The sequence below is a fragment of the Caenispirillum bisanense genome (assembly GCF_039523075.1).
Lineage (GTDB): Bacteria > Pseudomonadota > Alphaproteobacteria > Rhodospirillales > Rhodospirillaceae > Caenispirillum > Caenispirillum bisanense.
On sequence record NZ_BAAAEP010000016.1, the window covers coordinates 23,950 to 45,058 of the forward strand.

The following is a 21,109-nucleotide window of genomic DNA, read 5'->3' on the forward strand; positions in this document are numbered from 1 at the left end:
TGCTCGTGTCGAAGGAGGATGACGGGAAAGGCTGTAAAGGGGCGATCAGGCGGGAGAGGCGGCGGCGTAAAGTTTCCGGGAATTCTTTACGCCGCCGTTATGCTCCTATCCGGTTCGCCTCAGTCGCCCTTCCGTGGCCCCCGGCCATGGTCGAAGAAGAAGCGGAGCATTTCGCGGCTGGCGTCCGGGCCGCGCGGGTCGGTATGGGAGCCCGTCGGGCTGCCCCCGGCCCAGGCGTGGCCAGCGCCGTGGATGGTCCACTGCTCGCACACCACCTCTCCCGACCGGGCGGTGTGAACGACGCGGCTGTAGCCGTGGCCGCCGCTCGCCTCGCCCCGGTGCGTCGTCGCCCGCGAGCCGGCGGCGGAGGCCGTGGCTTGCGCCGCGACGGCATCGCCGTTGACCGCATGGACCGTCGAATCCGCATCGCCGTGGAAGACGATGGTCGGGATGCGGAGGATCGTCCGCGCGTTCCCGCCACCGCCCTGGCGCATGGCCGCGAAGGCGGAGGGGATGTCGCGGGCGGCGCCGACCGGCAGGCCGGAATGGACACCGACGGCGGCGAACAGGTCGGGATAGGCCGCCGCCAGCACCGCCGCCGTCGCACCACCCGCCGACAGGCCGGCGGCGTAGACCCGGCTCGGGTCAACCGGATGGTCGCGCAGGATCTGGCGGGTCAGGCCGGCGAGGATCGACGGCTCGCCCCGCCCGCGCTGCTGATCCTGCGGGTTGAACCAGTTCCAGCACCGGTTGGGGTTGGCCGACGACGGCTGCTCCGGGTAGGCGACGAGGCAGCCGCGCTCCTCCGCCAGGGCGTTCATTCTGGTGCCGGCGGCGAAATCGTCCGGCGACTGGGTGCAGCCGTGCAGCATGACGACCAGCGGCAGCGCCGCCGCCGACCGGTTGGCCGGAACATAGAGCTTGTAACGCCGGGTTCCGGCGGCGTTGGCGTAGGTGAAGGTCTCGAACGACGCGCCCTCGGGCAGCGGTTCGGTCACCACCGGCGGAGCCTTGCCGAGGCCGCTCAGGCCGCCGCCCTGCCGGGGCACCTGCTTCGCCAGTCGACGCAGCGTTTCGCCGAGACCGGCGCCGGGGGTGCGGCGGGTTTGTCCGGCGGTCCAGGGTGCGGTTCGGGGCTGCGGCGGCGGCGGCGCTGGCGCGTCCACCGTGATGAACTCGGCGTCGATGACGGGCGCCGGCGGGGCTGCCGGCGGCGATGATGCCGGCTCGCCCTTGAGCAGGCGCTGGATGAAGGAGGTCGCGTCGGCCAGCTTGCCGGCGCGAGTCAGGCGCACGGCTTCGGCCATGCCCGAGGGCAGGGTGTCGGTCATCGGGGGAGCCTTCCAGGGCTTGGAGGGGGGACGAACGGCACCGTCTTCGGGGTGGCACCGCCGGAGGGAGCTACGTAGTGCGGTCGGCGAGCGCCGCCTTCACCGCAGGACTGGCGTGCAGGGCACCAAGGACGGAGACAGAGGCGATGGTGGCGCGGGCCAGTTCGGGCGTGACGTCGGCTGCGATGCTGCACAGGCCGAGAACCCGGATCTCCAGCATCCGGCCGGCGTCGCGCGCCGCTTCCAGGTCGTGACGGCTGTAGTGCAGCAGGCCGAGGTCGACGCCCTTGCGGGCAACAGCCTGCCGGGCCACGTCACCATGCCGCTCGATCTGATTGCGGATGGCGGTGCGGATGAAGTCGGTCCGGTTGGAGTAGAAGCCTTCCTGCACCAGAAGGTCGATGTGTCCCAGGTCCACGAACCCGAGATTGATGGTGATCTTCTCGCTGTCCGCCGCCTTCGCCGGCGCCGTCTTGCTGTGCTTTGCCATCTTCACACCATCCATTCACCATCCCGCTGGATGGTAAGATGGTGCAGACGGCAGGGGGCCGCAAGAGCTGGCTGAGAATTGGCAAAACAAAACACCCGCCGTCTCGCGACAGCGGGTGTTCCGGGAATTCTGGTGGAGCTGAGGGGAAGCGAACCGTCACGCCGTAGGCGTGCCACCCAAGGACAGGGGTTCGATTGCCAACCCCAAAGCAAAACACCCGCCGTCTCGCGACAGCGGGTGTTTCTGAAACCTGGTGGAGCTGAGGGGAATCGAACCCCTGACCTCTACAATGCCATTGTAGCGCTCTCCCAACTGAGCTACAGCCCCATCGTGTGCCGGGTGTTGGGATCACCGGCGGAGTGGGCGGAACATAAGGAAGGCCGCGCCCCGAATCAAGCGAAAAATGAAGGGTTTGAGACGGCTTTTTCCCACCCCCGCAAGAGCCGCGGAAGGGCCGGAAAACCGGCCCTTCCGCCAGGCCCTCGTCAGCCCGCCAGGGCGTTCAGTTCGGCCAGGACGGCGTCGCCCATCTGCGTGGTGCCGACGCGGGTGGCGCCCGGCTGCATGATGTCGCCGGTGCGGATGCCCTTGTTCAGGACCGTCTGGATCGCCTGCTCGATCATGTCGGCCTCGGCCATCATGTCGAAGCTGTAGCGCAGCATCATGGTGAACGACAGGATGGTCGCCAGCGGGTTCGCCAGGTTCTGGCCGGCGATGTCCGGGGCCGAGCCGTGCACCGGCTCATAGAGCGCATAGCGCTTGCCGGTCACCGGGTCGGCGGCACCCAGCGAGGCCGACGGCAGCATGCCGAGCGAGCCGGTCAGCATGGCGGCGCAATCCGACAGGATGTCGCCGAACATGTTTTCCGTCACCACCACGTCGAACTGCTTCGGGTTGCGCACCAGCTGCATGGAGGCGTTGTCGACGTACATGTGCGACAGCTCGATCTCCGGGTATTCCTCCTGCTGCAGCTTGATCATCTCTTCGCGCCACAGGACGGTGCATTCCAGCACGTTGGCCTTGTCGACCGAGCACACCTTCTTGTTGCGCTTCATCGCCAGGTCCATGGCGACGCGGCCGATGCGGGTGATTTCCGGCGTGGTGTAGACCAGCGAGTTGATGCCCTTGCGGGTACCGTCCGGCAGGGTCTCGATGCCGCGCGGCTGGCCGAAGTACATGCCGCCGGTCAGCTCGCGCACGATCATGATGTCGAGGCCCTTGACGACCTCAAGCTTCAGGGTCGAGGCCTCGGCCAGGGCGTCGAACACCACCGCCGGGCGCAGGTTGGCGAACAGGCCGAGTTCCTTGCGGATGCCGAGCAGGCCGCGTTCCGGCTTGATGTCGAAGGGCAGGTCGTCCCACTTGGGGCCGCCGACGGCGCCCAGCAGCACGGCGTCGGCTGCCTTGGCCTTCTCCAGCGTGTCGGCCGGCAGCGGACCGCCGGTGGCGTCGATGGCGGCGCCGCCGATGAGGCCCTCGGTCAGCTCGAAGCGCGCCTTGCCGCGCTGCTCCAGCCATTCCATGAGGCGCACCACCTGGGGCATCACCTCGGGGCCGATGCCGTCGCCGGGCAGGACGAGAACCTTCTTCGTGTCAGCCATGGTTGTCTCTCTCTCGGTCTTGGTCTTGGTGGTCCGGGCGGCGGGCCGCCGCGGTCATGAAAAAGGGGGGCTCCGCCATGCAAAGCCCCCCGTCATGCCGTCGCTGTCGGTCAGGCCGCCGTGTTGGCAGCCGGCACCGCCCACGGGGATTCGCGGGTCAGGCGCTCCTCGTAGGCGCGGATCTTGTCGTCCTTCTGCAGCGTCAGGCCGATGTCGTCCAGGCCTTCCAGCAGGCAGTGCTTGCGGAAGGGGTCGATGTCGAAGCGGATGACGCCGCCATCGGGACCGGTGATTTCCTGCTTCTCCAGGTCCACCGTCACGGTGGCATTGGCGCCACGGGCGGCATCGTCCAGCAGCTTGTCGACCTCGGCCTGCGGCAGGCGGATCGGCAGGATGCCGTTCTTGAAGCAGTTGTTGTAGAAGATGTCGGCGAAGCTGGGCGCGATGACGCAGCGGAAGCCGAAGTCCAGCAGCGCCCACGGCGCATGTTCGCGCGAGGAACCGCAGCCGAAGTTGTCGCCGGCCACCAGGATGGTGGCGGAGCGATAGGCCGGCTTGTTCAGCACGAAGTCGGCGATTTCGGCGCCGGCGTCGTCATAGCGCATCTCGAAGAACAGGTTCTTGCCGAGCCCGGTGCGCTTGATGGTCTTCAGGAACTGCTTGGGGATGATCATGTCGGTGTCGACGTTGATCATCGGCAGCGGCGCCGCGACGCCGGTCAGCTTGGTGAACTTTTCCATCGTGCGATCATCCCTTCCTGCGCGGCGACCAGGACGACAGGTTGGCGAAGAAGCCATCCTCGTCCTCGTCGGCCTCGAACTCGATCTCGATGTCGTCGTCGCCGTCGCAGGCCCGGAACTCGTCGTCCTCGTCGTCGGCCGGCGGCTCGCTCAGCAGGTCGGCGGCGGAGAAACGCGGCCAGATGCGGCTGAGCAGGCTCTCGGACACCTCGATCTCCGAGGTGATGAGGCCGTTGACGAAACGGGCGGTCGGGTCCACGAACAGCGATGCCATCGCGGCCTTGGCCATGGCTTTACCCTTCTCTCTTTCTCTCGCGCCGGGCAGGCCGGGCGGCGGGACTGCCGCCGGCCTGCACCGGGACACAGGCACTCGGTCTCTCTCGGGCCCGTCCGGCGCCTCCCGCTCTGGCGGCGGGATCGGCCGGCGGGCCGCAGGGTCAGGCGGGAACCGCGTCCACCGCCGGCAGCTTGCGGACGTCGGTCAGACGGCCGGTGACGGCGGCAGCAGCGGCCATGGCCGGGCTGCACAGGTGGGTGCGCCCGCCGCGGCCCTGGCGGCCCTCGAAGTTGCGGTTCGAGGTGGAGGCGCAACGCTCGCCCGGCGCCAGCTTGTCGGCGTTCATGGCAAGGCACATGGAGCACCCCGGCTCGCGCCATTCAAAGCCGGCAGCCTTGAAGATTTCGTCAAGGCCCTCGGCTTCCGCCTGTTCCTTCACCAGGCCGGAGCCCGGCACCACCATGGCGGAGACACCGGCGGCGACGCGGCGGCCGCGGGCGACCTCGGCGGCGGCGCGCAGGTCTTCGATGCGGCCGTTGGTGCAGGAGCCGATGAAGACGCGGTCGATGGCGACCTCTTCCAGCGGCGTGCCGGCGGCAAGGCCCATGTATTCCAGCGAGCGGGCGGCGGCCTTCTGCTTGGCGGCGTCCTTGAAGCTGTCCGGCGCCGGAATGGCGGCGCTGATCGGCGCCACGTCTTCCGGGCTGGTGCCCCAGGTGACGTGCGGCTCGATGGCGGCGGCGTCCAGCTCGATCTCGACGTCGAAGCGGGCGCCCGGATCGGTCTTCAGCGTCTTCCAGTAGGAGACGGCGGCTTCCCAGGCGGCGCCCTTGGGGGCCATGGGGCGGCCCTTCAGGTAGTCGAAGGTGGTGGCGTCGGGGGCGATCAGGCCGGCGCGGGCGCCCGCCTCGATGGTCATGTTGCAGACCGTCATGCGGCCTTCCATGGACAGCGCCTCGATGGCCTCGCCGGCGTATTCGACGACGTAGCCGGTGCCGCCGGCGGTGCCCAGGCGGCCGATGATGGCCAGCACGATGTCCTTGGCGGTGACGCCGGGGCCGACGTGGCCCTTCACGGTCACCCGCATGTTCTTGGCCGGCGCCTGCAGCAGCGTCTGGGTGGCCAGCACATGCTCGACCTCGGAGGTGCCGATGCCGAAGGCCAGCGCGCCGAAGGCGCCGTGGGTGGCGGTGTGGCTGTCGCCGCAGACGATGGTGGTGCCCGGCAGGGTGAAACCCTGTTCCGGCCCGACGATGTGCACCACGCCCTGGCGGATGTCGGTCATGGGGAAGTACGGCACGCCGAATTCGGCGGTGTTCTTTTCCAGCGTCTCGACCTGGATGCGGCTTTCCTCGTCGGCGATGCCGGCGGAGCGATCGGTGGTCGGCACGTTGTGGTCGGCGACCGCCAGCGTGTTCTGCGGCCGGCGGACCTGGCGGCCGGTGTTGCGCAGACCTTCAAAGGCCTGCGGGCTGGTGACCTCGTGCACCATGTGGCGGTCGATGTAGAGCAGGCAGGTACCATCGTCCTGCACGTCCACCAGGTGCGACTGCCAGATCTTGTCGAAGAGGGTGCGGGGCTCGGCCATCTCCGATCCACTCCATGTCGGTGTGTTGCATCAATGCAGCCGACCGTTGCCGATCGCCTGCGCCCTCAGGCGCCGGGCGGGCGCGCTGGCGCCCTGGTGCCGCCACCGCGGCATCGGCCCGAAACGGGCCGCATTCCCCCCAACTTCCCCGAGGCATGCGGAGCATATGAAAACCGGGCGCGCCTGTCCAACGGAGTCGGACCGTGCGCGCCCGGTGATACAGAACGGGTGCCATCGTGTGTCACGACGGCACCCGCCAAGAGCCTCAGCCCTCGTTCTTCTTGGCGCGCAGGTCCTGGTCGACCTGACGCTCGTGCGCCTTCGCCTTGATGGTCGCCTGGGTGTCCTCGACGATACGGGCGGAACGGCCGCGACGGTCGCGCAGGTAGTACAGCTTCGCGCGGCGCACCTTGCCGCGACGCACCACCTCGATGCGCTCCAGCGCCGGGGAGTACAGCGGGAACACGCGCTCGACGCCTTCGCCGAAGGAAATCTTGCGGACGGTGAAGGAGCTGTTGATGCTGTCGTTCTTGCGGGCGATGCACACGCCTTCGTAGGCCTGGGTACGCTCGCGGTTGCCTTCAACGACCTTCACGTGCACGCGCACGGTGTCGCCGGGGGCGAAGTCGGGAATGCCGTGCTCCGGGGTGAGCTTGGCGACCTGCTCTTTTTCGAGCTGTTCGATAATGTTCATGGGATCAACCCTCTTGCTCTTGCTTCTGGGCGGCGACGTAGCGGGACCACAGGTCCGGGCGGCGCTGCCGGGTGATGTCCTCGGCCTGGTCCCGACGCCAGGCCTCTATTCGGGCGTGATGCCCACTCATCAAGACCTCCGGCACCGGGATGCCGTTCCAGACCTGCGGCCGCGTATACAGCGGGTGTTCCAGCAGGCCGGTCTCGAAACTCTCCTGCTCCAGCGACTCCGTCTTGCCGACCACGCCGGGAAGCATGCGCACCACCGCGTCCAGCAGGACGATGGCCGCCGCTTCGCCGCCGGACAGCACGAAGTCGCCGACGCTGATCTCCAGAACGCCGCGGGCGTCCAGCACGCGCTGGTCGACCCCTTCATAGCGTCCGCAGAGGATCGTCACCGCCGGCTGCCGCGCCAGGTCCTTCACCAGCGGCTGGTCAAGCACCTTGCCCCGCGGGGTGAGGTAAATGACCGGCCCCTCGCCGGGCCAGGCCGACCCGATGGCGGCATCCACGACGTCGGGACGCATGACCATGCCGGCCCCGCCCCCGAACGGCGTATCATCGACGGTGCGGTGTTTATCGCGCGCGAAGGACCGGATGTCCACCGTTTCCAGCGACCACAGGCCATCGGCCTGCGCCTTTCCGGCCAGGGAATGCCCGAGCGGCCCCGGAAACATCTCCGGGAACAGCGTCAGGACCACGGCCCGGAAGGCCGCGGCGGTCATTCCCGCTCCCCGTCGCCGCCGTCGGCCGCGGAGTCGCCCCCGTCGGCGTCGGCCTCGCGGTGATCCTCCGGCCGCGACTCGTCGATGAGCCCGGCCGGCGGGTCGATCACCACCCGGCCGGCGGCCACGTCCACCACCGGCACAACGGCACGGGTGAACGGCACCAGCACCGGCTTGGCGGTCACCCCGCCCGGCACCGGCTTCAGCTCCAGGATGTCACCGGCGCCGAAGTCGTAGACGGCGGCCACCGTGCCGACCACGCCGGAGCCGTCGGCCATCTCGGCCGTCAGCCCGACCAGGTCGGCATGGTAGAACTCGTCCTCGGCCAGGGCCTGCGGCGGCAGCGAGGTGCGCGGCAGGTAGAGGCGGGTGCCCTTCAGCGCCTCGGCGGCGTTGCGGTCGGTGACGCCCTTGACGGCGCAGATCACCGTGCCCTTGGCCACGCCCTTGACGCGCAGGGCAAAGGTCCGCTGCCCGCTTTCCGTCTGGACGGGGCCATAGGCGGCCACGCCTTCGGGATCGCCGGTGAAGCTCTTCACCTTGACGTCGCCGCGGATGCCGTGGGCGCCGACAACGACGCCCACCAGCACCCGATCCTCAGTCCCTTGCTCGGCCATGGCCGGTTCCGGCGCCATAGGGGATGCGGCAGCCGATTACTCGGCCGCGCCTTCCTCGGCGGCGGCAGCAGCGGCGGCGGCCTTCTCGGCGGCCTCGCGCAGACGCTCCTGCGCCTTCGCCTTCGGCTGGTTCTTCTTGGTCTGCTCCGGCACGGCGGCGGCTTCGACCAGACCGGCCTGGGCCAGCAGCTTGCGCACGCGGTCGGTCGGCTGGGCGCCGCTGGCGATCCAGTACTGGACGCGCTCGGTCTTCAGGGCCAGACGGTCGTTGTGCTCGGTCGGCAGGATCGGGTTGTAGGTGCCCAGCTTCTCGATGAAGCGGCCATCGCGCGGGGCGCGGGCGTCGGCAACGACGATGCGGTAGAACGGACGCTTCTTGGCACCGCCGCGCGACAGGCGAATCTTCAGGGACATGTACCGGTCTCCAGGTTCTTCAACAAAACAAAGGTCGATGGCAGGACCGCAGCGGCCCGGCCGGTGAGCGGGGAGGCGGCGGCGGCACGGGGCCGCCGCCGGCCCGTCATTTCTTCTTGCCCTTCTGCATGGCCTTCAGCAGATCCGGCGGCAGACCGCCGGGCAGGCCCTTGCCGAGGGCGGACAGGTCGGGCATGCCGCCACCGGCACCGCCCTTGCCGCCCATGCCCTGCAGCATGTCCGGCGGCAGGGCGCCCTGCATGCCGGCCGGCGGCATGGCGCCGCCGAACATCTTCGACATGGCGCCCATCAGGCCCTTCTTGCCGCCCATCTTCTTCATGCGCTTCATGACGTCGGCCATCTGCTGATGCTGTTTCAGCAGCTTGTTGACCTCCTGCACCGTGGTGCCGGACCCTTCCGCCACGCGCTTCTTGCGGCTGGCCTTCAGAAGGTCGGGGTTGCGGCGCTCGCGCTTGGTCATGGACAGGATGATGGCTTCCTGCCGCTTGATCATCTTGTCGTCGATCTTGGCGGCGTCGAGCTGCTTCTGCATCTTGCCGATGCCCGGCAGCATGCCGAGGATGCCCTTGATGTCGCCCATCTTCTGGATCTGGCGCAGCTGCGACAGCATGTCGTCCATGTCGAACTTGCCGTCGAGCAGCTTGGCCGCCATCTTCTCGGCCTCTTCGGCCTCGAAGGTGGCGGCGGCCTTCTCCACCAGGCTGACCACGTCGCCCATGCCGAGGATGCGGCCGGCGATGCGGTCGGCGTGGAAGCCTTCCAGCTGGTCCAGCTTCTCGCCCATGCCGAGCAGCTTGATGGGCTTGCCGGTGACGGCGCGCATGGACAGCGCCGCGCCGCCGCGGGCATCGCCGTCGACGCGGGTCAGCACGATGCCGGAAATGCCGATCTTCTCGTTGAACTCGCGCGCCAGGTTGACGGCGTCCTGGCCGATCATGGCGTCGGTGACGAGCAGCGTCTCGGCCGGGCGGACGACATCGCGCACCTGGGCGACCTCGTCCATCAGCTCCTGGTCGATGTGCAGGCGGCCGGCGGTGTCGAGGATGACTACGTCGAAGCCGCCCTTGCGGGCCTCGTCCATGGCGCGGCGGGCGATCTCCACCGGCATCTGGCCGGGGACGATGGGCAGGCTGATCACCTCGGCCTGGGCCGCCACCACTTCCAGCTGCTTCTGCGCCGCCGGGCGGTAGACGTCGAGCGAGGCGACCATCACCTTCTTGCGCTCGCGGGTGCGCAGGCGCAGGGCGAGCTTGCCCGAGGTGGTGGTCTTGCCCGAGCCCTGCAGGCCGACCATGAGGATCGGCACCGGCGGGGTGGCGCGCAGGTTGATGGCGCTGTCCTCGTCGTCGGCGCCGAGGGTGTCGACCAGCACGTCGTGGACGATCTTGACGACCATCTGGCCGGGGGTGATCGACTTGATCACTTCCTGGCCGACGGCGCGTTCCTTCACCTTGGCGACGAAGTCCTTGACCACCGGCAGGGCGACATCCGCCTCCAGGAGGGCGACGCGCACCTCGCGCATGGCCTCCGAGACGTCGGCCTCCGACAGCGCACCGCGACCGCGGAGCTTGTCGAAGACGGAGCCGAGCCGGCTGGACAGACTTTCGAACATGCGAATCCTTTGTGAAGTCGCGTCGACCAAGCGGTATCGCGCCAGTGCGCGAACCCTCGCGGACTGGCGTGCCCCCTCGGGAGCCCTAGGCCCGAAGCAGCGTGATGACACACTCCGCCCCTGGGGACGAAGGTGAGGGTGTAATAGGCCGATCGGCGGGCGGAGTCAAGGCGGGGCGTGGCGGCGGAGGGGGACGAGGGCCTTGGCGGCGGCGGCGCCAGCCGGCAGAGTGGGGCCATGCTGGACGCGATCTCCTCCCTCCTCCACCCCCACGGCCTCCTCCTGCGCGGCGCCTTTCACCCGCCGGAGGGCGGCACGATCGTGCTGGTCGGCAATGCCGGGCCGGCCCTGTGGCAGGCGTTTTCCCGCGCCCGCCGGGCCGAAGACCGGCCGCACGAGCTGGATGCCTGGACGCGGCGGGTGATGGAGCCGGTCGCGGCGGCGCTGGGCGCGCGGGTGGTGTTTCCGTTCGAAGGGCCGCCGTACCATCCGTTCCAGCGCTGGGCCATGGCGGCGGAAGGGGTGCAACCGTCGCCGGTCGGTGTGCTGCTGCACCCGCAATACGGGCCGTGGCACGCCTATCGCGCCGCCCTGCTGTTCGAGGACCGGCTGCCGCTGCCGGAGCACCGGCCGGCGCCGCACCCGTGCGACTCCTGCGCGGCGAAGCCCTGCCTCGCCGCCTGTCCGGTGAGTGCCTTCACCGCCGAGGGGTACGATGTGGCCGCCTGTCGGGCGCATGTGCGGTCGGAGGCGGGGGCAGCCTGCCGTTCGCGGGGGTGTCTGGCGCGCCATGCCTGTCCGGTGGGCGAGGCTTACGCGCCCGAGCAGGCCGCCTTCCACATGGCGGCCTTCGCCGGCCTCAGCTGAAGGTGGGGATAGCTGCGCCACACCGGTCTATGCCCCTCTGGCGCAGGCCCTGCCGCTGACCGGTCGGCTGGATGTGCTCGGGGATGGCGTCGAGGGCCAATCCGGTCAGGTCGGTTGCATACACATGCACCACGACGCCGGTCTTGTCCTCCAGGGGGCAGGAAGACCGCGCCCGATAACGTTCCGGGCCGCTGGCGCATCAGCACCAGACCGGCGACCGCCATCCGCGCCATTTCCCCCGTCGGACGGTCCGCGTGAAAGCAGTCAGGGGCCGCAACCCTCACCCCCGCCCGCACCCGCACTTCTCCCCCGCCGGCTTCCACGTCCCGCACGCCGGGCATTGTTCCAGGTCTTCTACCGTGACCCGGGCCTCGGGTTCCAGGTCGCCGTGGGCGCGCATGCGGGCGTGGACCGCGTCGCGGGCGGCCTGGGCGGCGCGTTCGTGGGGGCGCTGGCGGGTGACGGTGCCCGTCTGCCAGCGCTGGAACGCCTTGAACAGCCACCACACGATCACCACCGCCGCAACGGTGAACAGAACCTTCGTCAGCATCGTCTCGGCACATCCATCAAAAGCGTCACGACCGGGCAGCGCCCGGCGGGTCGGGGAACAGCGGTGCCGCGTCGCGCAGCACCGCCTCGGCGGCGGCAGTGTACTTAGTGTCCGCCGCGTGCAGCACCAGCCCCGGCTGCAGCACCGCCGGGCTCCGCACCCCCTTGCGGGCGCGCACGATCACCCGGCGGGCGGGCTCGCCGGCGCGGGGCCACAGGGGGATGACGGTCACGGCGCCGCACTGGCGATGCAGCCCCGCCAGCACGTCGTCCAGGCGGTCGGCGCGGTGGATCAGTGTCAGCCAGCCGCGCGGGCGCAGGCAGCGCAGGCAGCCCTTCAGCCAGTCGGCAAGGTCCGTCGCCCCCTCCACATGGGCGCTGGCGCGGCCGGGGTCGGGCGGCAGGGTGCCGCCGCTGGCGAAGGGCGGGTTGGTCAGCACATGGTCAACCGACTCGGGCGGCAGCGGCGGGCGCTTGGCATCGCCCACGGCGATGGCGGCGGCGATGTCGTTCAACGCCATGTTGCGGCGGGCGAGCTGCGCCGTCTCCGGCCGCCATTCCAGGCCGATCAGCTGCAGGTCCGTCACCCGCGCCGCCAGGGCGAGGCTGGCGGCGCCGGTGCCGATGCCCATGTCGAGCACGCTCTGCCCCGGCCGGGCCGGGCAGGCGGCGGCCAGCAGCACCGGGTCGACGGCGGCGCGGTAGCCGTCGCGCGGCTGCAGCAGGCGCACCCGGCCACCCAGCAGGCGGTCCTCGGTCAGCGCCCCGGCGGTGGCATCAGTGGCGGAAATCGGCGCCGTCACCGCCCGTTCTCCGCCGTTTCGCGCAGGTGATCGAGCACCTGGGCGGCCTCGGCGGCATCCTCGTCGTCGACCATCAGGCGGCGCGGCAGCACCCCCAGCGACCCCTCGGCGATGCTGGTGTAGCCGTCGAACACCACGCAGGGGATGCCGGCGCCCGACAGCGCCGCCTCCAGCGCCGACAGCAGCACCGGATCGTTAGTCCGCAGGATCTCCTTCATGCCCTCTCCGCCCGCAGCCGGAAAACGGCCGCAATCGCTTGACCGCCCCTGAAAGCCGCTTCTATTCTCCCGGCGCGCATAGGGTCGGGGCGCTACCGGCGCCGCACCGGCGCGGACCCTATTGTATAGGAACGACCGTGGAAGAGAACCAGAAGCCGAAGGCCGCCGCGCTCGATGCCCTGGTGGCGCTCGTCGAAGCCGACATGCAGGGCGTCAACCGCACCATCGTCGAGCGCATGCAGAGCCCGGTGGCGCTGATCCCGCAGCTCGCCGGCCACATCGTCGCCGCCGGCGGCAAGCGGCTGCGGCCGCTGATGACGCTCGCCGCCGCCCGCCTGTGCGGCTACGACGGGCAGCGCCACGTCAAGCTGGCCACCTGCGTCGAGTTCATCCACACCGCCACCCTGCTGCACGACGACGTGGTGGACGAAAGCGAACTGCGCCGCGGCCGCCAGTCGGCCAACGCGGTGTGGGGCAACCAGGCCAGCGTGCTGGTGGGCGACTTCCTGTTCTCCCGCGCCTTCGAGCTGATGGTGGAGGACGGCAACCTCAAGGTGCTGGCGATCCTGTCGCGCGCCTCCTCGGTCATCGCCGAGGGCGAGGTGGCGCAGCTGATCACCACCAACGACACCGACACCGACGAAGCCGCCTACCTGGAAGTCATCAAGGGCAAGACGGCGGAACTGTTCGCCGCCGCCTGCCAGGTCGGCGCCGTGGTGGCGGAGCGGCCGGAGGCGGAGGAACAGGCCATGCGCGATTACGGCATGGCGCTCGGCATCGCCTTCCAGCTGGTGGACGACTACCTCGACTATTCCGCCCGTCAGGCCGAACTGGGCAAGACGGTGGGCGACGATTTCCGCGAGGGCAAGCTGACCCTGCCGGTGATCCTCGCCTTCCAGCGCGGGTCGGAGGAGGAAAAGACCTTCTGGCGCCGCTGCCTGGAAGACCTGGATCAGACGCCGGACGACCTGCCGCAGGCCATGGCCCTGATGCAGAAGCACGGCAGCCTGGAAGAAACCCGCGTCCGCGCCCGCCAGTACGGCGAGCAGGCCCGCGCGGCGCTGGAGGTGTTCCCGCCCTCGGCCATGCGCACGGCGCTGTCGGACATCATCGATTTCTGCGTCGAGCGCGCCTACTGACGGCCGCCCGAGGCACCGCCGCGCCGCCGGGGCGATGTGGCGGAGAAAGTTGAAAAAACCGCTTGCAAGGCCCCCGCTCCGCGGTCTATATACCGGGCCTCCAAGCGACGGAGTGTAGCTCAGCCTGGTAGAGCACTGTCTTCGGGAGGCAGGGGCCGGAGGTTCGAATCCTCTCACTCCGACCAGCAAAAGCCCGGCAAGTCTTTGACTTGCCGGGCTTTTCTACGTCTGCCGGGCGCCCGCCACCTCAGGGCCGCTGCCAGAATGTCGCTAGCCGCGGATCGGCGCCGAAGTCGGCCTCGGGATACTCCCGCGTCGCCGGCGGAAACTCCCGCGCCACCTGCACCCCAGCCAGCCGGATGAACACCCGCCAGGTCTGCACCTGCTGCGGCTCGCGGGCGGCCAGGGCGGCGGGCGTCAGGACGGCGACGTTGCGGCCGCCGTCGGGGTCGCGCACCGAGGCATAGCGGATCACCTCCACCCCCGCCGCGCGGGCGGTGTCGGCCAGGGCCTGGCAGGCGGCGTAGTCGCTGCGGTCGGTCCACTGCGCCCCGTCGTCGGACAGGGGCGGTGCGGTCAGGTCCAGGGCCCGCTCGCTGGCGCAGGGGACGGCGAAGGCGGTGTGCTCGGTCGGCCGTTCGGGCAGGCGGGTGGCGGGCGATTCGGCGAAGAACAGCAGGCGGTAGAAGGCGGTTTCCGCCATGGCGCAGAACACGTCCTCGGCGGCGTAGAACACGCCGTCGCGCTGGCCGGCGCGGCGGAAGCGCGAGCCATGGGGATAGGGCGCATAGCGGAACGGCGTCGCCAGCAGGTAGTGCAGGCCGCGGCACGCCGGCGGCAGGGCGGGCTTCACCTCGTCGATGAGGTCTTCCAGCAGCTGCTGGTCGTGCAGGCTGTCGGTCAGGCGCATGGTGGCGGCGCGCGACTGCGATTCCACCACCCGCCACACCTCGGCGCGGTAGGGCCGGGCCTCAGAGGACAGCGCGTCGGGAGTCCACATAGTCCGCCGTCGCTACCAGGCCGCGCACGGTGGTCATCAGGTCGATGGGGCGGGCGCCCAGGGCCAGGTTGTCGGCCCGCAGCCAGGAGCGGGCGGAGGCATCATCGCCGCCGGTGACGGCATCCAGGCTGCGCACGATGCGCAGGAACAGCTGCGCCAGCTCGAACTCCTTGCGGTCGCGCTGCAGCAGGTAGCGGCCGGCCCGCAGCCGCGACACCGACGCCTCTGACAGGCCCAGGATGCGGGCCAGCAGGGCGTTGGTCAGGCCCAGATGGTCGGCCGCCCGGATGCTCGCCCGCGACAGCACCTGCTCCGGCGAGGCAGGAGCGGCGGGGGAGGGGGCGGTGCCCGACGCGGCGCTGGGTCCGGTCATGGACGTTCTCCGGCAAGAAAAAGCCTGTCTTCCTTCCTGAGAATGGGGCGCGCCCGGCCCGCGGTCAAGCGGGCCGGCACCTGGGCGTCAGGCCTGGCCTTCCTTCTCCGGGTGGTACTTGGTCAGCAGCGGGATCAGCGTCAGGCTGAACACGATGGTCAGCGGCATGATGCCGAACACCTTGAACTGCACCCACACGTCGGTGGGGAAGGTGCGCCAGACCACTTCGTTCAGGGCGGCCAGCAGCACGAAGAACCACGCCCACCGCCAGGTCAGCTTGCGCCAGCCCTCGTCGGTGAGGTGGAAGGCGGCGTCGAACACGATCTTCAGCACGTTCTTGCGCAGGCCCAGACTGACGAACAGGGTCAGCGCGAACAGGGCGTTGACGATGGTGGGCTTGAGCTTGATGAACAGCTCGTCCTCCAGCAGGATCGTCAGCCCGCCGAAGCCGACGACGAAGATGCCGGAAATCAGCGGCACCGCCGGCAGGCGGCGGACCAGCGCCCAGGTCACGGCCAGCGAGATCACCGTCGCCACCACGAAGGCGCCGGTGGCCGGGATGATGCCGAACTTGTTGTTGCCGACGAAGAACACCACCAGCGGCCCGGCCTCCAGCAGCAGCTTCAGCCACTGGTTCATGGCCGGCTTGGCCGGCGCGGCGGTGGCCGGGGTGGGGGTGTCGGTCGACGTCTGCGGTTCGGCGCTCACGCCTCGTCCTCCTGATGCCTGGCGGCGGTGGTCGCCGGGCGGCCCTTGAAGCCGCTGGCGATGACGTACAGCTCGGCGCTGTCCTTGCGGCTGGCCGGCGGCTTGGCGTGGCGCACCGTCTCGCACGACTGCTTCATGCGGGCCAGCAGGTCGCCCTCGGTGCCGCCCTGGAACACCTTGCAGATGAAGGTGCCGCCGGGGGCGAGCACGTCCTCGGCGAAGTCCCAGGCCAGCTCCAGCAGGTTCATGATGCGCAGGTGGTCGGTCGCCGGGTGGCCGGTGGTGGGGGCCGCCATGTCCGACAGCACCACGTCCGCCGGGCCGCCGAGCGCCTTCTTGAGCACGTCCGGCGCGTCGTCGTCGTTGAAATCCTTGGTGATGCAGGTGGCGCCGGGCACGCTTTCCCACTCCAGGATGTCGAGCCCGACCACCTGACCGCCGCCGGGCTGGCCGGCCTTCACCCGTTCCACCGCCACCTGGGTCCAGCCGCCGGGGGCGGCGCCGAGGTCGACCACGCGGGCGCCGGGGCGCAGCACGCCGAAGCGGTCGTCCAGCTCGATCAGCTTGAAGGCGGCGCGGGATCGCAGGCCGCGCGCCTTGGCTTCGGCGACATAGGGGTCGTTCAGCTGGCGCTGCAGCCACGCGGCGGAGGACTTGGACCGCTGCTTGGCGGTCTTCACCCGCACCGTCAGCTGCCGGCCGCCCGTATTGGCGACCGCCCCCGCCGCAGAGCGCCGGGCGCCGCCGCGGGAGGAGGTGGGCTTGCGTGTCATGATCGTTATGCAACCTCCATGGCATCGACCCGCATGAGGTCGAGCAGCATGCCCTCGCGCAGGCCGCGGTCGGCGACGCGCAGGCGTCCCACCGGCCACAGCTCGCACAGGGCTTCAAGAATGGCGCAGCCGGACAGCACCAGGTCGGCCCGTTCCCGCCCGACGCACGGCTGCTGCGCGCGTTCGCGCAGGGTCATGCAGCACAGGCGGCGGCTGACGTCGAGGATGTCGGCGAAATCGATGCTGATGCCGTCCACCAGCGAGCGGTCATAGCGCTTGAGGCCGAGGTGAACCCCGCCCAGCGTGGTGACGGTGCCCGAGGTGCCGAGCATCTGCACCTCGCCCCGCCGCACCCGGTCGGCCAGGGTGTGCATGGACTCGAACGGCCGCAGCAGATGCACCACCCGTTCCTTCACCGCCCGATAGGTGCGGTCGCACAGGTCGCCGCCGCCGCATTCCTCCGCCACCGTGACGACGCCCAGCGGCAGGCTGGCGAGGCCCTGCACGTCCAGGCGGCCGCCCGGCTGCACCTCCACCCACAGCAGTTCGGTCGATCCGCCGCCGATGTCGAACACCAGGGCATAGGGGATGTCGGCATCCAGCAGCGGGGCGCAGCCGGCCAGCGCCAGCCGCGCTTCCTCGGCGGGCGAGATGGTTTCAAGGCGCAGGCCGGTCCGGCGTCGCACCTCGTCCAGGAAGTCGGGGCCGTTGCGGGCCCGGCGGCAGGCTTCCGTCGCCACGGTGCGGGCGGCGGTGACGCCTCGGCGGTGCATCTTGTCGGCGCAGTGGGACAGGGCATCCAGGGTGCGGTCCATGGCCGCCCGCGACAGCTTGCCGCTGCCGGCCAACCCTTCGCCGAGGCGGGTGATGCGCGAATAGCTGTCGATCACCCGAAAGCCGTCCGGCGTCGGCCGGGCGACCAGCATGCGGCAATTGTTGGTCCCCAGGTCGATGGCGGCATAGACGCCATCGCCATCCGCTGCACCGAGGCTGCGCCGCGCCGCCGGACCGAGCCCGGCCACCGGATGTCCAGCGCTGATCACACCCACGGTTCCAATCGGTCCTCGCTCTCGGCCGCCCGCCCGTTCCTGTGGCGAGGGCGGCCATAGGTTACGCTTTCCTTATAACCTATAGCACCACGCCCTCCGATGAAACCCCACCGCTGCCGGAAACCGCGCCTGCGGGCGACCGGCGCACCGGGGCGGGGCAAAAAAAGCCCGTTTCATTCCGGCTTGCAGGCGGCGCCACGCGTTCCGGACAACATCACTCTCGTCCCGCTGCCGCCGTACTCTCTCCAAATTCAATCCGGTCGAGCGGGGCTGGTCTTTCCTCCGAGTGCGGTTCCTGTCCTTCCCGCTATCCGCCGACCGGACCGTCATCTTCGACGCCGGCCACCACGTCCGGACGGATCAGGTCCTGGTCGCCGGTCGTCCTGCTACTGCCCGGCCACCGTCACGCCTTCCAGGCGCAGGGTGGGTGCATCCATGCCGAATCGCAGGTCGAGGTCGTTGGCCGGCGTCAGGGTGCGGAACATGTCCTTGAGGTTGCCGGCGATGGTCATCTCGTTGACCGGGAAGGCGCATTCGCCGTTCTCGATCCACAGGCCGGAGAAGCCGCGGCTGTAGTCGCCGGTGATGCCGTTGACGCCGGAGCCGAACAGGTCGGTGACGTAGATGCCTTCCTTTAGGTCGGCCATCAGTTCCTGCGGGGACTGGCTGCCGGGCTCGATCCACACGTTGGTGGCCGAGGGTGACGGCGGCGACGAGGTGCCCCGGCTGGCGTGGCCGGTGCTCTGCAGCCCCAGCTGGCGGGCGGAGCGCAGGTCGAGCAGCCAGGTCGTGAGGGTGCCCTGGTCGACCAGGTTGCGCCGCACGTTGGGCAGCCCTTCGCCGTCGCAGGGGCGGGAGCGCAGGCCGCGCGGGCGGTGGGGGTCTTCCACCAGGGTGATGGCCTCGCTCATCACCGGCTGGTGCAGCTTGTCCTTCAGGAACGACGTGCCGCGGGCGATGCTGGCGCCGTTGATGGCCCCCAGCAGGTGGCCGATCATGCCGCGGGAGACGCGCGGATCGTAGATCACCGGCACCCGCATGGTCTTCAGCCGCCGCGCGCCCACCCGGCGCACGGCCCGCTCGGCGGCGCGGCGGCCGATCTCCGCCGGCGACTTCAGGGCCTCGACGTAGTTGGTGGTGTCGTAGTCGTAGTCGCGCTCCATGCCGCCGTCGTCACCGCCGGCCAGCACCACGCAGGACAGCGACACGTTGGAGACGCGGTAGGACAGCGCCATGCCGTTGCTGCCCACCACCGCCACCGACGAATGCCCCCAGCCGGCCTGCGCGCCCTCGCTGTTGACGATCTTCGGGTTCTGGCGGGCGATGTCCTCCGCCTCCGTCACCATGGCGATCATCTGCTCGGCGCTGAGTTCGGTCGGGTCGAAGCAGTCGATGTCGGGCAGCTCGCGGGCCAGCTGGTCGGGGTCGGCGAGGCCGGAGAACTCGTCCTCCGGCACCTGCCGCGCCATGGCGACGGCGCGCTCCACCAGTTCCGCCAGGGCCGGCGGCCGGCTGTCGGCGGAGGAGACGATGGCCGACCGCTTGCCGACGAAGACCCGCAGGCCGATGTCCTGGCCCTCGCTGCGCTCCAGGTGCTCCAGCTCGCCCAGGCGATAGCCGACCGACAGCGAGCGGGCATCCACCAGCACCGCATCGGCGGCATCGGCCCCGGCCGCCTGCGCCTTGCGCACCAGATCATCAAGCAGCGAAAGGGCGGCGGTATCCTGCTGGGCCTGGCTCATGGTTACTCCTTCTTTCTGTTTGCCCCTCAGGCGCCGGGCGCGGGCCTGTGCCCGCTTGGCTCCCGCGGCAGGGGCCGCGCGGCGCGGTCGCGCCGTAGGTTACTCTTTGCCCCTCAGGCGCCGGGCAGTCTGTTTGCCCTCAGGCGCCGGGCGCGGACCTTCGGCCCGCTTGGCTCTCGCGGCAGGGGCCGCGCGGCGCCGTCGCGCCGTGGGATCGTGGCTTGCTCGAACGGTCGCGCGAGGGCTCCGGTGCCTTTACTTCCAGATCGGCTTGCCGCTGCCGGGCAGGCCGTAACTGTCCCACTTGCGGGTGACGGTGTCGATCACCTCGTCGGTCATGCGGATCTTCTCGCCCCACTCGCGCTTGGTCTCGGGCGGCCACTTGTTGGTGGCGTCCAGCCCGATCTTGCCGCCGAGGCCGCTTTCCGGCGAGGCGAAGTCGAGATAGTCGATGGGCGTCCCCTCCACCACCGTGATGTCGCGCGCCGGGTCCATGCGGGTGGAGATGGCCCACATGACGTCCTTCCAGTCGCGGCAATTGATGTCGTCGTCCACCACGATGACGAACTTGGTGTACATGAACTGCCGCAGGAACGACCACACCCCCATCATCACCCGCTTGGCATGGCCGGGGTAGGCCTTCTTCATGCTGACCACGGCAATGCGATAGGAACAGCCCTCCGGCGGCAGCCAGAAATCGACGATCTCCGGGAACTGCTGCACCAGCAGGGGGATGAACACCTCGTTCAACGCCTCGCCCAGCACGCTCGGCTCGTCGGGCGGGCGGCCGGTGAAGGTGGACAGGTAGATCGGCTTGCGCCGCATGGTGATGGCCGACACCCGGAACACCGGGAACGGCTCCACGCTGTTGTAATAGCCGGTGTGGTCGCCGTACGGCCCCTCGTCGCCGAACTCGTCGAGCATGACGTGGCCTTCCAGCACGATCTCGGCCGTCGCCGGCACCTTGAGCGGCACCGTCTTGCAGTCCACCAGCTCCACCTTGCGGCCGCGCAGCAGGCCGGCGAACTGGTATTCCGACAGGGTATCCGGCACCGGCGTCACCGCCGCCAGGATGACGCCGGGGTCGGCGCCGATGACCACCGCGGCCGGCAGCGGATGCTTCTTCTCCTTCGCCCAGCGGGCGTAGTGCTGGGCGCCGCCGCGATGCTTCAGCCAGCGCATGAGGGTCGTATTCTTCCCCGTCACCTGCATGCGGTAGATGCCGAGGTTGAAGGCGTCCTCCCGCTTGCCGGTCGGGCCCTGGGTCACCACCAGCGGCCAGGTGATGAGCGGCGCCGGCTCGCCCGGCCAGCAGCCCTGCACCGGGATGCGCGACAGGTCGACGTCGTCGCCGGTCAGCACCACCTCCTGGCAGGGGGCGGAGCCGACGGTCTTCGGCTTCATGGCCATGACCGTCTTCAGAAGCGGCATCAGCTCCAGCGCCTCGCGCCAGCCGCCGGGCGGTTCCGGCTGCTTGAGGAAGGCCAGCGTCTCGCCCACCTCGCGCAGTTGCTCCGGCGTGCGGTCCATGCCCCAGGCGACGCGCTCCACCGTGCCGAACAGGTTGACCAGCACCGGCATGTCGTGCGGCGTGCCGTCCTCGCGGCGGACATCCTCGAACAGCACCGCCGGCCCCTGCTCCGCCAGCAGGCGGGTCTGGATCTCGGTCATTTCCAGGTGGGTGGACACCGGCGTGCGGACGCGCACCAGGCGGCCCTCCCGCTCCAGCCGGTCCATGAAATCGCGCAGCGACGCAAAGGGCATGGTGGTTTCGTGGTC

23 protein-coding genes and 2 tRNA genes are annotated in these 21,109 nt (G+C 69.9%); 3 read left to right on the forward strand and 22 right to left on the reverse strand.

Annotation, left to right across the window (positions count from 1 at the left end):
- Positions 1–119 precede the first annotated feature (119 nt).
- From ABD056_RS09145 to ffh, 12 genes are all read right to left on the reverse strand, one after another.
- The gene (locus ABD056_RS09145; RefSeq protein ID WP_343866254.1) at positions 120–1,331 is read right to left on the reverse strand and encodes an extracellular catalytic domain type 1 short-chain-length polyhydroxyalkanoate depolymerase; all 1,212 of its coding nucleotides are present in this window, start codon (positions 1,329–1,331) and stop codon (positions 120–122) included.
- Positions 1,332–1,401: 70 nt separating this feature from the next.
- Entirely contained in the window at positions 1,402–1,821 is a 420-nt protein-coding gene (locus ABD056_RS09150; protein WP_343866255.1) for a CopG family transcriptional regulator, read from the reverse strand.
- Positions 1,822–2,072: 251 nt separating this feature from the next.
- Positions 2,073–2,148, reverse strand: a tRNA-Ala gene (locus ABD056_RS09155).
- A gap of 158 nt (positions 2,149–2,306) precedes the next feature.
- Entirely contained in the window at positions 2,307–3,422 is a 1,116-nt protein-coding gene (gene leuB / locus ABD056_RS09160; protein WP_343866256.1) for a 3-isopropylmalate dehydrogenase, read from the reverse strand.
- A gap of 110 nt (positions 3,423–3,532) precedes the next feature.
- Complete coding sequence (gene leuD, locus ABD056_RS09165; RefSeq protein WP_343866257.1) at positions 3,533–4,162, reverse strand: 3-isopropylmalate dehydratase small subunit; 630 nt, start codon at positions 4,160–4,162, stop codon at positions 3,533–3,535.
- A gap of 7 nt (positions 4,163–4,169) precedes the next feature.
- On the reverse strand, positions 4,170–4,451 hold the full coding sequence (locus ABD056_RS09170) for a hypothetical protein (RefSeq protein ID WP_343866258.1): 282 nt from the start codon (positions 4,449–4,451) through the stop codon (positions 4,170–4,172).
- Positions 4,452–4,599: 148 nt separating this feature from the next.
- Positions 4,600–6,027 (reverse strand): 3-isopropylmalate dehydratase large subunit, encoded by a 1,428-nt coding sequence (gene leuC, locus ABD056_RS09175; protein WP_343866259.1) that lies wholly within the window; start codon positions 6,025–6,027, stop codon positions 4,600–4,602.
- A 265-nt stretch (positions 6,028–6,292) separates the two neighbouring features.
- Positions 6,293–6,721: a 50S ribosomal protein L19 gene (gene rplS / locus ABD056_RS09180; RefSeq protein ID WP_343866260.1), complete on the reverse strand. Its 429-nt coding sequence runs from the start codon at positions 6,719–6,721 to the stop codon at positions 6,293–6,295.
- A 4-nt stretch (positions 6,722–6,725) separates the two neighbouring features.
- Positions 6,726–7,445: a tRNA (guanosine(37)-N1)-methyltransferase TrmD gene (gene trmD / locus ABD056_RS09185; RefSeq protein ID WP_343866261.1), complete on the reverse strand. Its 720-nt coding sequence runs from the start codon at positions 7,443–7,445 to the stop codon at positions 6,726–6,728.
- Positions 7,442–8,062 (reverse strand): ribosome maturation factor RimM, encoded by a 621-nt coding sequence (rimM, locus tag ABD056_RS09190; RefSeq protein WP_343866262.1) that lies wholly within the window; start codon positions 8,060–8,062, stop codon positions 7,442–7,444. Before rimM ends, trmD begins: the two co-directional genes overlap by 4 nt.
- 36 nt (positions 8,063–8,098) lie before the next feature.
- The gene (gene rpsP / locus ABD056_RS09195) at positions 8,099–8,476 is read right to left on the reverse strand and encodes a 30S ribosomal protein S16 (protein WP_343866263.1); all 378 of its coding nucleotides are present in this window, start codon (positions 8,474–8,476) and stop codon (positions 8,099–8,101) included.
- Between the two features lie 106 nt (positions 8,477–8,582).
- On the reverse strand, positions 8,583–10,109 hold the full coding sequence (ffh, locus tag ABD056_RS09200) for a signal recognition particle protein (protein ID WP_343866264.1): 1,527 nt from the start codon (positions 10,107–10,109) through the stop codon (positions 8,583–8,585).
- A gap of 237 nt (positions 10,110–10,346) precedes the next feature.
- Here ffh and ABD056_RS09205 point away from each other — a divergent pair, with 237 nt between their 5' ends.
- On the forward strand, positions 10,347–10,976 hold the full coding sequence (locus ABD056_RS09205; protein ID WP_343866265.1) for a ferredoxin: 630 nt from the start codon (positions 10,347–10,349) through the stop codon (positions 10,974–10,976).
- A 280-nt stretch (positions 10,977–11,256) separates the two neighbouring features.
- Here ABD056_RS09205 and ABD056_RS09210 read toward each other — a convergent pair whose 3' ends face one another.
- From ABD056_RS09210 to ABD056_RS09220, 3 genes are read right to left on the reverse strand one after another with little or no spacing between them, the layout of a single operon-like run.
- The gene (locus ABD056_RS09210) at positions 11,257–11,526 is read right to left on the reverse strand and encodes a hypothetical protein (RefSeq protein WP_343866266.1); all 270 of its coding nucleotides are present in this window, start codon (positions 11,524–11,526) and stop codon (positions 11,257–11,259) included.
- 25 nt (positions 11,527–11,551) lie between these two features.
- Positions 11,552–12,328: a tRNA1(Val) (adenine(37)-N6)-methyltransferase gene (locus ABD056_RS09215; RefSeq protein ID WP_343866267.1), complete on the reverse strand. Its 777-nt coding sequence runs from the start codon at positions 12,326–12,328 to the stop codon at positions 11,552–11,554.
- On the reverse strand, positions 12,325–12,546 hold the full coding sequence (locus ABD056_RS09220; RefSeq protein ID WP_343866268.1) for a putative signal transducing protein: 222 nt from the start codon (positions 12,544–12,546) through the stop codon (positions 12,325–12,327). The genes ABD056_RS09215 and ABD056_RS09220 overlap by 4 nt, the downstream gene beginning before the upstream one ends.
- A gap of 137 nt (positions 12,547–12,683) precedes the next feature.
- Here ABD056_RS09220 and ABD056_RS09225 point away from each other — a divergent pair, with 137 nt between their 5' ends.
- Positions 12,684–13,685: a polyprenyl synthetase family protein gene (locus tag ABD056_RS09225; protein ID WP_343866269.1), complete on the forward strand. Its 1,002-nt coding sequence runs from the start codon at positions 12,684–12,686 to the stop codon at positions 13,683–13,685.
- Positions 13,686–13,793: 108 nt separating this feature from the next.
- Positions 13,794–13,870: transfer RNA gene (locus ABD056_RS09230), tRNA-Pro, on the forward strand.
- Positions 13,871–13,932: 62 nt separating this feature from the next.
- Here ABD056_RS09230 and ABD056_RS09235 read toward each other — a convergent pair.
- The 7 genes from ABD056_RS09235 to ABD056_RS09265 form a co-directional block, all read right to left on the reverse strand.
- Positions 13,933–14,685: an RES family NAD+ phosphorylase gene (locus ABD056_RS09235; protein ID WP_343866270.1), complete on the reverse strand. Its 753-nt coding sequence runs from the start codon at positions 14,683–14,685 to the stop codon at positions 13,933–13,935.
- Positions 14,657–15,058: an antitoxin Xre/MbcA/ParS toxin-binding domain-containing protein gene (locus ABD056_RS09240; RefSeq protein WP_343866271.1), complete on the reverse strand. Its 402-nt coding sequence runs from the start codon at positions 15,056–15,058 to the stop codon at positions 14,657–14,659. Before ABD056_RS09240 ends, ABD056_RS09235 begins: the two co-directional genes overlap by 29 nt.
- Positions 15,059–15,145: 87 nt before the next feature.
- The gene (locus ABD056_RS09245) at positions 15,146–15,766 is read right to left on the reverse strand and encodes a septation protein A (RefSeq protein ID WP_425545026.1); all 621 of its coding nucleotides are present in this window, start codon (positions 15,764–15,766) and stop codon (positions 15,146–15,148) included.
- Positions 15,763–16,539 (reverse strand): RlmE family RNA methyltransferase, encoded by a 777-nt coding sequence (locus ABD056_RS09250; protein WP_343866272.1) that lies wholly within the window; start codon positions 16,537–16,539, stop codon positions 15,763–15,765. Before ABD056_RS09250 ends, ABD056_RS09245 begins: the two co-directional genes overlap by 4 nt.
- A 5-nt stretch (positions 16,540–16,544) precedes the next feature.
- On the reverse strand, positions 16,545–17,588 hold the full coding sequence (locus tag ABD056_RS09255; RefSeq protein WP_343866273.1) for a Ppx/GppA phosphatase family protein: 1,044 nt from the start codon (positions 17,586–17,588) through the stop codon (positions 16,545–16,547).
- A gap of 386 nt (positions 17,589–17,974) precedes the next feature.
- On the reverse strand, positions 17,975–19,330 hold the full coding sequence (locus ABD056_RS09260; RefSeq protein WP_343866274.1) for a TldD/PmbA family protein: 1,356 nt from the start codon (positions 19,328–19,330) through the stop codon (positions 17,975–17,977).
- A gap of 255 nt (positions 19,331–19,585) precedes the next feature.
- Positions 19,586–21,094 (reverse strand): UbiD family decarboxylase, encoded by a 1,509-nt coding sequence (locus ABD056_RS09265; protein WP_343866275.1) that lies wholly within the window; start codon positions 21,092–21,094, stop codon positions 19,586–19,588.
- Positions 21,095–21,109: the final 15 nt, after the last annotated feature.

What these genes read in the sequence shown, in the direction of transcription:
- ABD056_RS09145 (WP_343866254.1), bottom strand. Translation starts at nt 1,331, where the DNA reads ATGACCGACACCCTGCCCTCGGGCATGGCCGAAGCCGTGCGCCTGACT.
- ABD056_RS09150 (WP_343866255.1), bottom strand. Translation starts at nt 1,821, where the DNA reads ATGGCAAAGCACAGCAAGACGGCGCCGGCGAAGGCGGCGGACAGCGAG.
- leuB (WP_343866256.1), bottom strand. Translation starts at nt 3,422, where the DNA reads ATGGCTGACACGAAGAAGGTTCTCGTCCTGCCCGGCGACGGCATCGGC.
- leuD (WP_343866257.1), bottom strand. Translation starts at nt 4,162, where the DNA reads ATGGAAAAGTTCACCAAGCTGACCGGCGTCGCGGCGCCGCTGCCGATG.
- ABD056_RS09170 (WP_343866258.1), bottom strand. Translation starts at nt 4,451, where the DNA reads ATGGCCAAGGCCGCGATGGCATCGCTGTTCGTGGACCCGACCGCCCGT.
- leuC (WP_343866259.1), bottom strand. Translation starts at nt 6,027, where the DNA reads ATGGCCGAGCCCCGCACCCTCTTCGACAAGATCTGGCAGTCGCACCTG.
- rplS (WP_343866260.1), bottom strand. Translation starts at nt 6,721, where the DNA reads ATGAACATTATCGAACAGCTCGAAAAAGAGCAGGTCGCCAAGCTCACC.
- trmD (WP_343866261.1), bottom strand. Translation starts at nt 7,445, where the DNA reads ATGACCGCCGCGGCCTTCCGGGCCGTGGTCCTGACGCTGTTCCCGGAG.
- rimM (WP_343866262.1), bottom strand. Translation starts at nt 8,062, where the DNA reads ATGGCCGAGCAAGGGACTGAGGATCGGGTGCTGGTGGGCGTCGTTGTC.
- rpsP (WP_343866263.1), bottom strand. Translation starts at nt 8,476, where the DNA reads ATGTCCCTGAAGATTCGCCTGTCGCGCGGCGGTGCCAAGAAGCGTCCG.
- ffh (WP_343866264.1), bottom strand. Translation starts at nt 10,109, where the DNA reads ATGTTCGAAAGTCTGTCCAGCCGGCTCGGCTCCGTCTTCGACAAGCTC.
- ABD056_RS09205 (WP_343866265.1), top strand. Translation starts at nt 10,347, where the DNA reads ATGCTGGACGCGATCTCCTCCCTCCTCCACCCCCACGGCCTCCTCCTG.
- ABD056_RS09210 (WP_343866266.1), bottom strand. Translation starts at nt 11,526, where the DNA reads ATGCTGACGAAGGTTCTGTTCACCGTTGCGGCGGTGGTGATCGTGTGG.
- ABD056_RS09220 (WP_343866268.1), bottom strand. Translation starts at nt 12,546, where the DNA reads ATGAAGGAGATCCTGCGGACTAACGATCCGGTGCTGCTGTCGGCGCTG.
- ABD056_RS09235 (WP_343866270.1), bottom strand. Translation starts at nt 14,685, where the DNA reads ATGTGGACTCCCGACGCGCTGTCCTCTGAGGCCCGGCCCTACCGCGCC.
- ABD056_RS09240 (WP_343866271.1), bottom strand. Translation starts at nt 15,058, where the DNA reads ATGACCGGACCCAGCGCCGCGTCGGGCACCGCCCCCTCCCCCGCCGCT.
- ABD056_RS09250 (WP_343866272.1), bottom strand. Translation starts at nt 16,539, where the DNA reads ATGACACGCAAGCCCACCTCCTCCCGCGGCGGCGCCCGGCGCTCTGCG.
- ABD056_RS09260 (WP_343866274.1), bottom strand. Translation starts at nt 19,330, where the DNA reads ATGAGCCAGGCCCAGCAGGATACCGCCGCCCTTTCGCTGCTTGATGAT.
- ABD056_RS09265 (WP_343866275.1), bottom strand. Translation starts at nt 21,094, where the DNA reads ATGCCCTTTGCGTCGCTGCGCGATTTCATGGACCGGCTGGAGCGGGAG.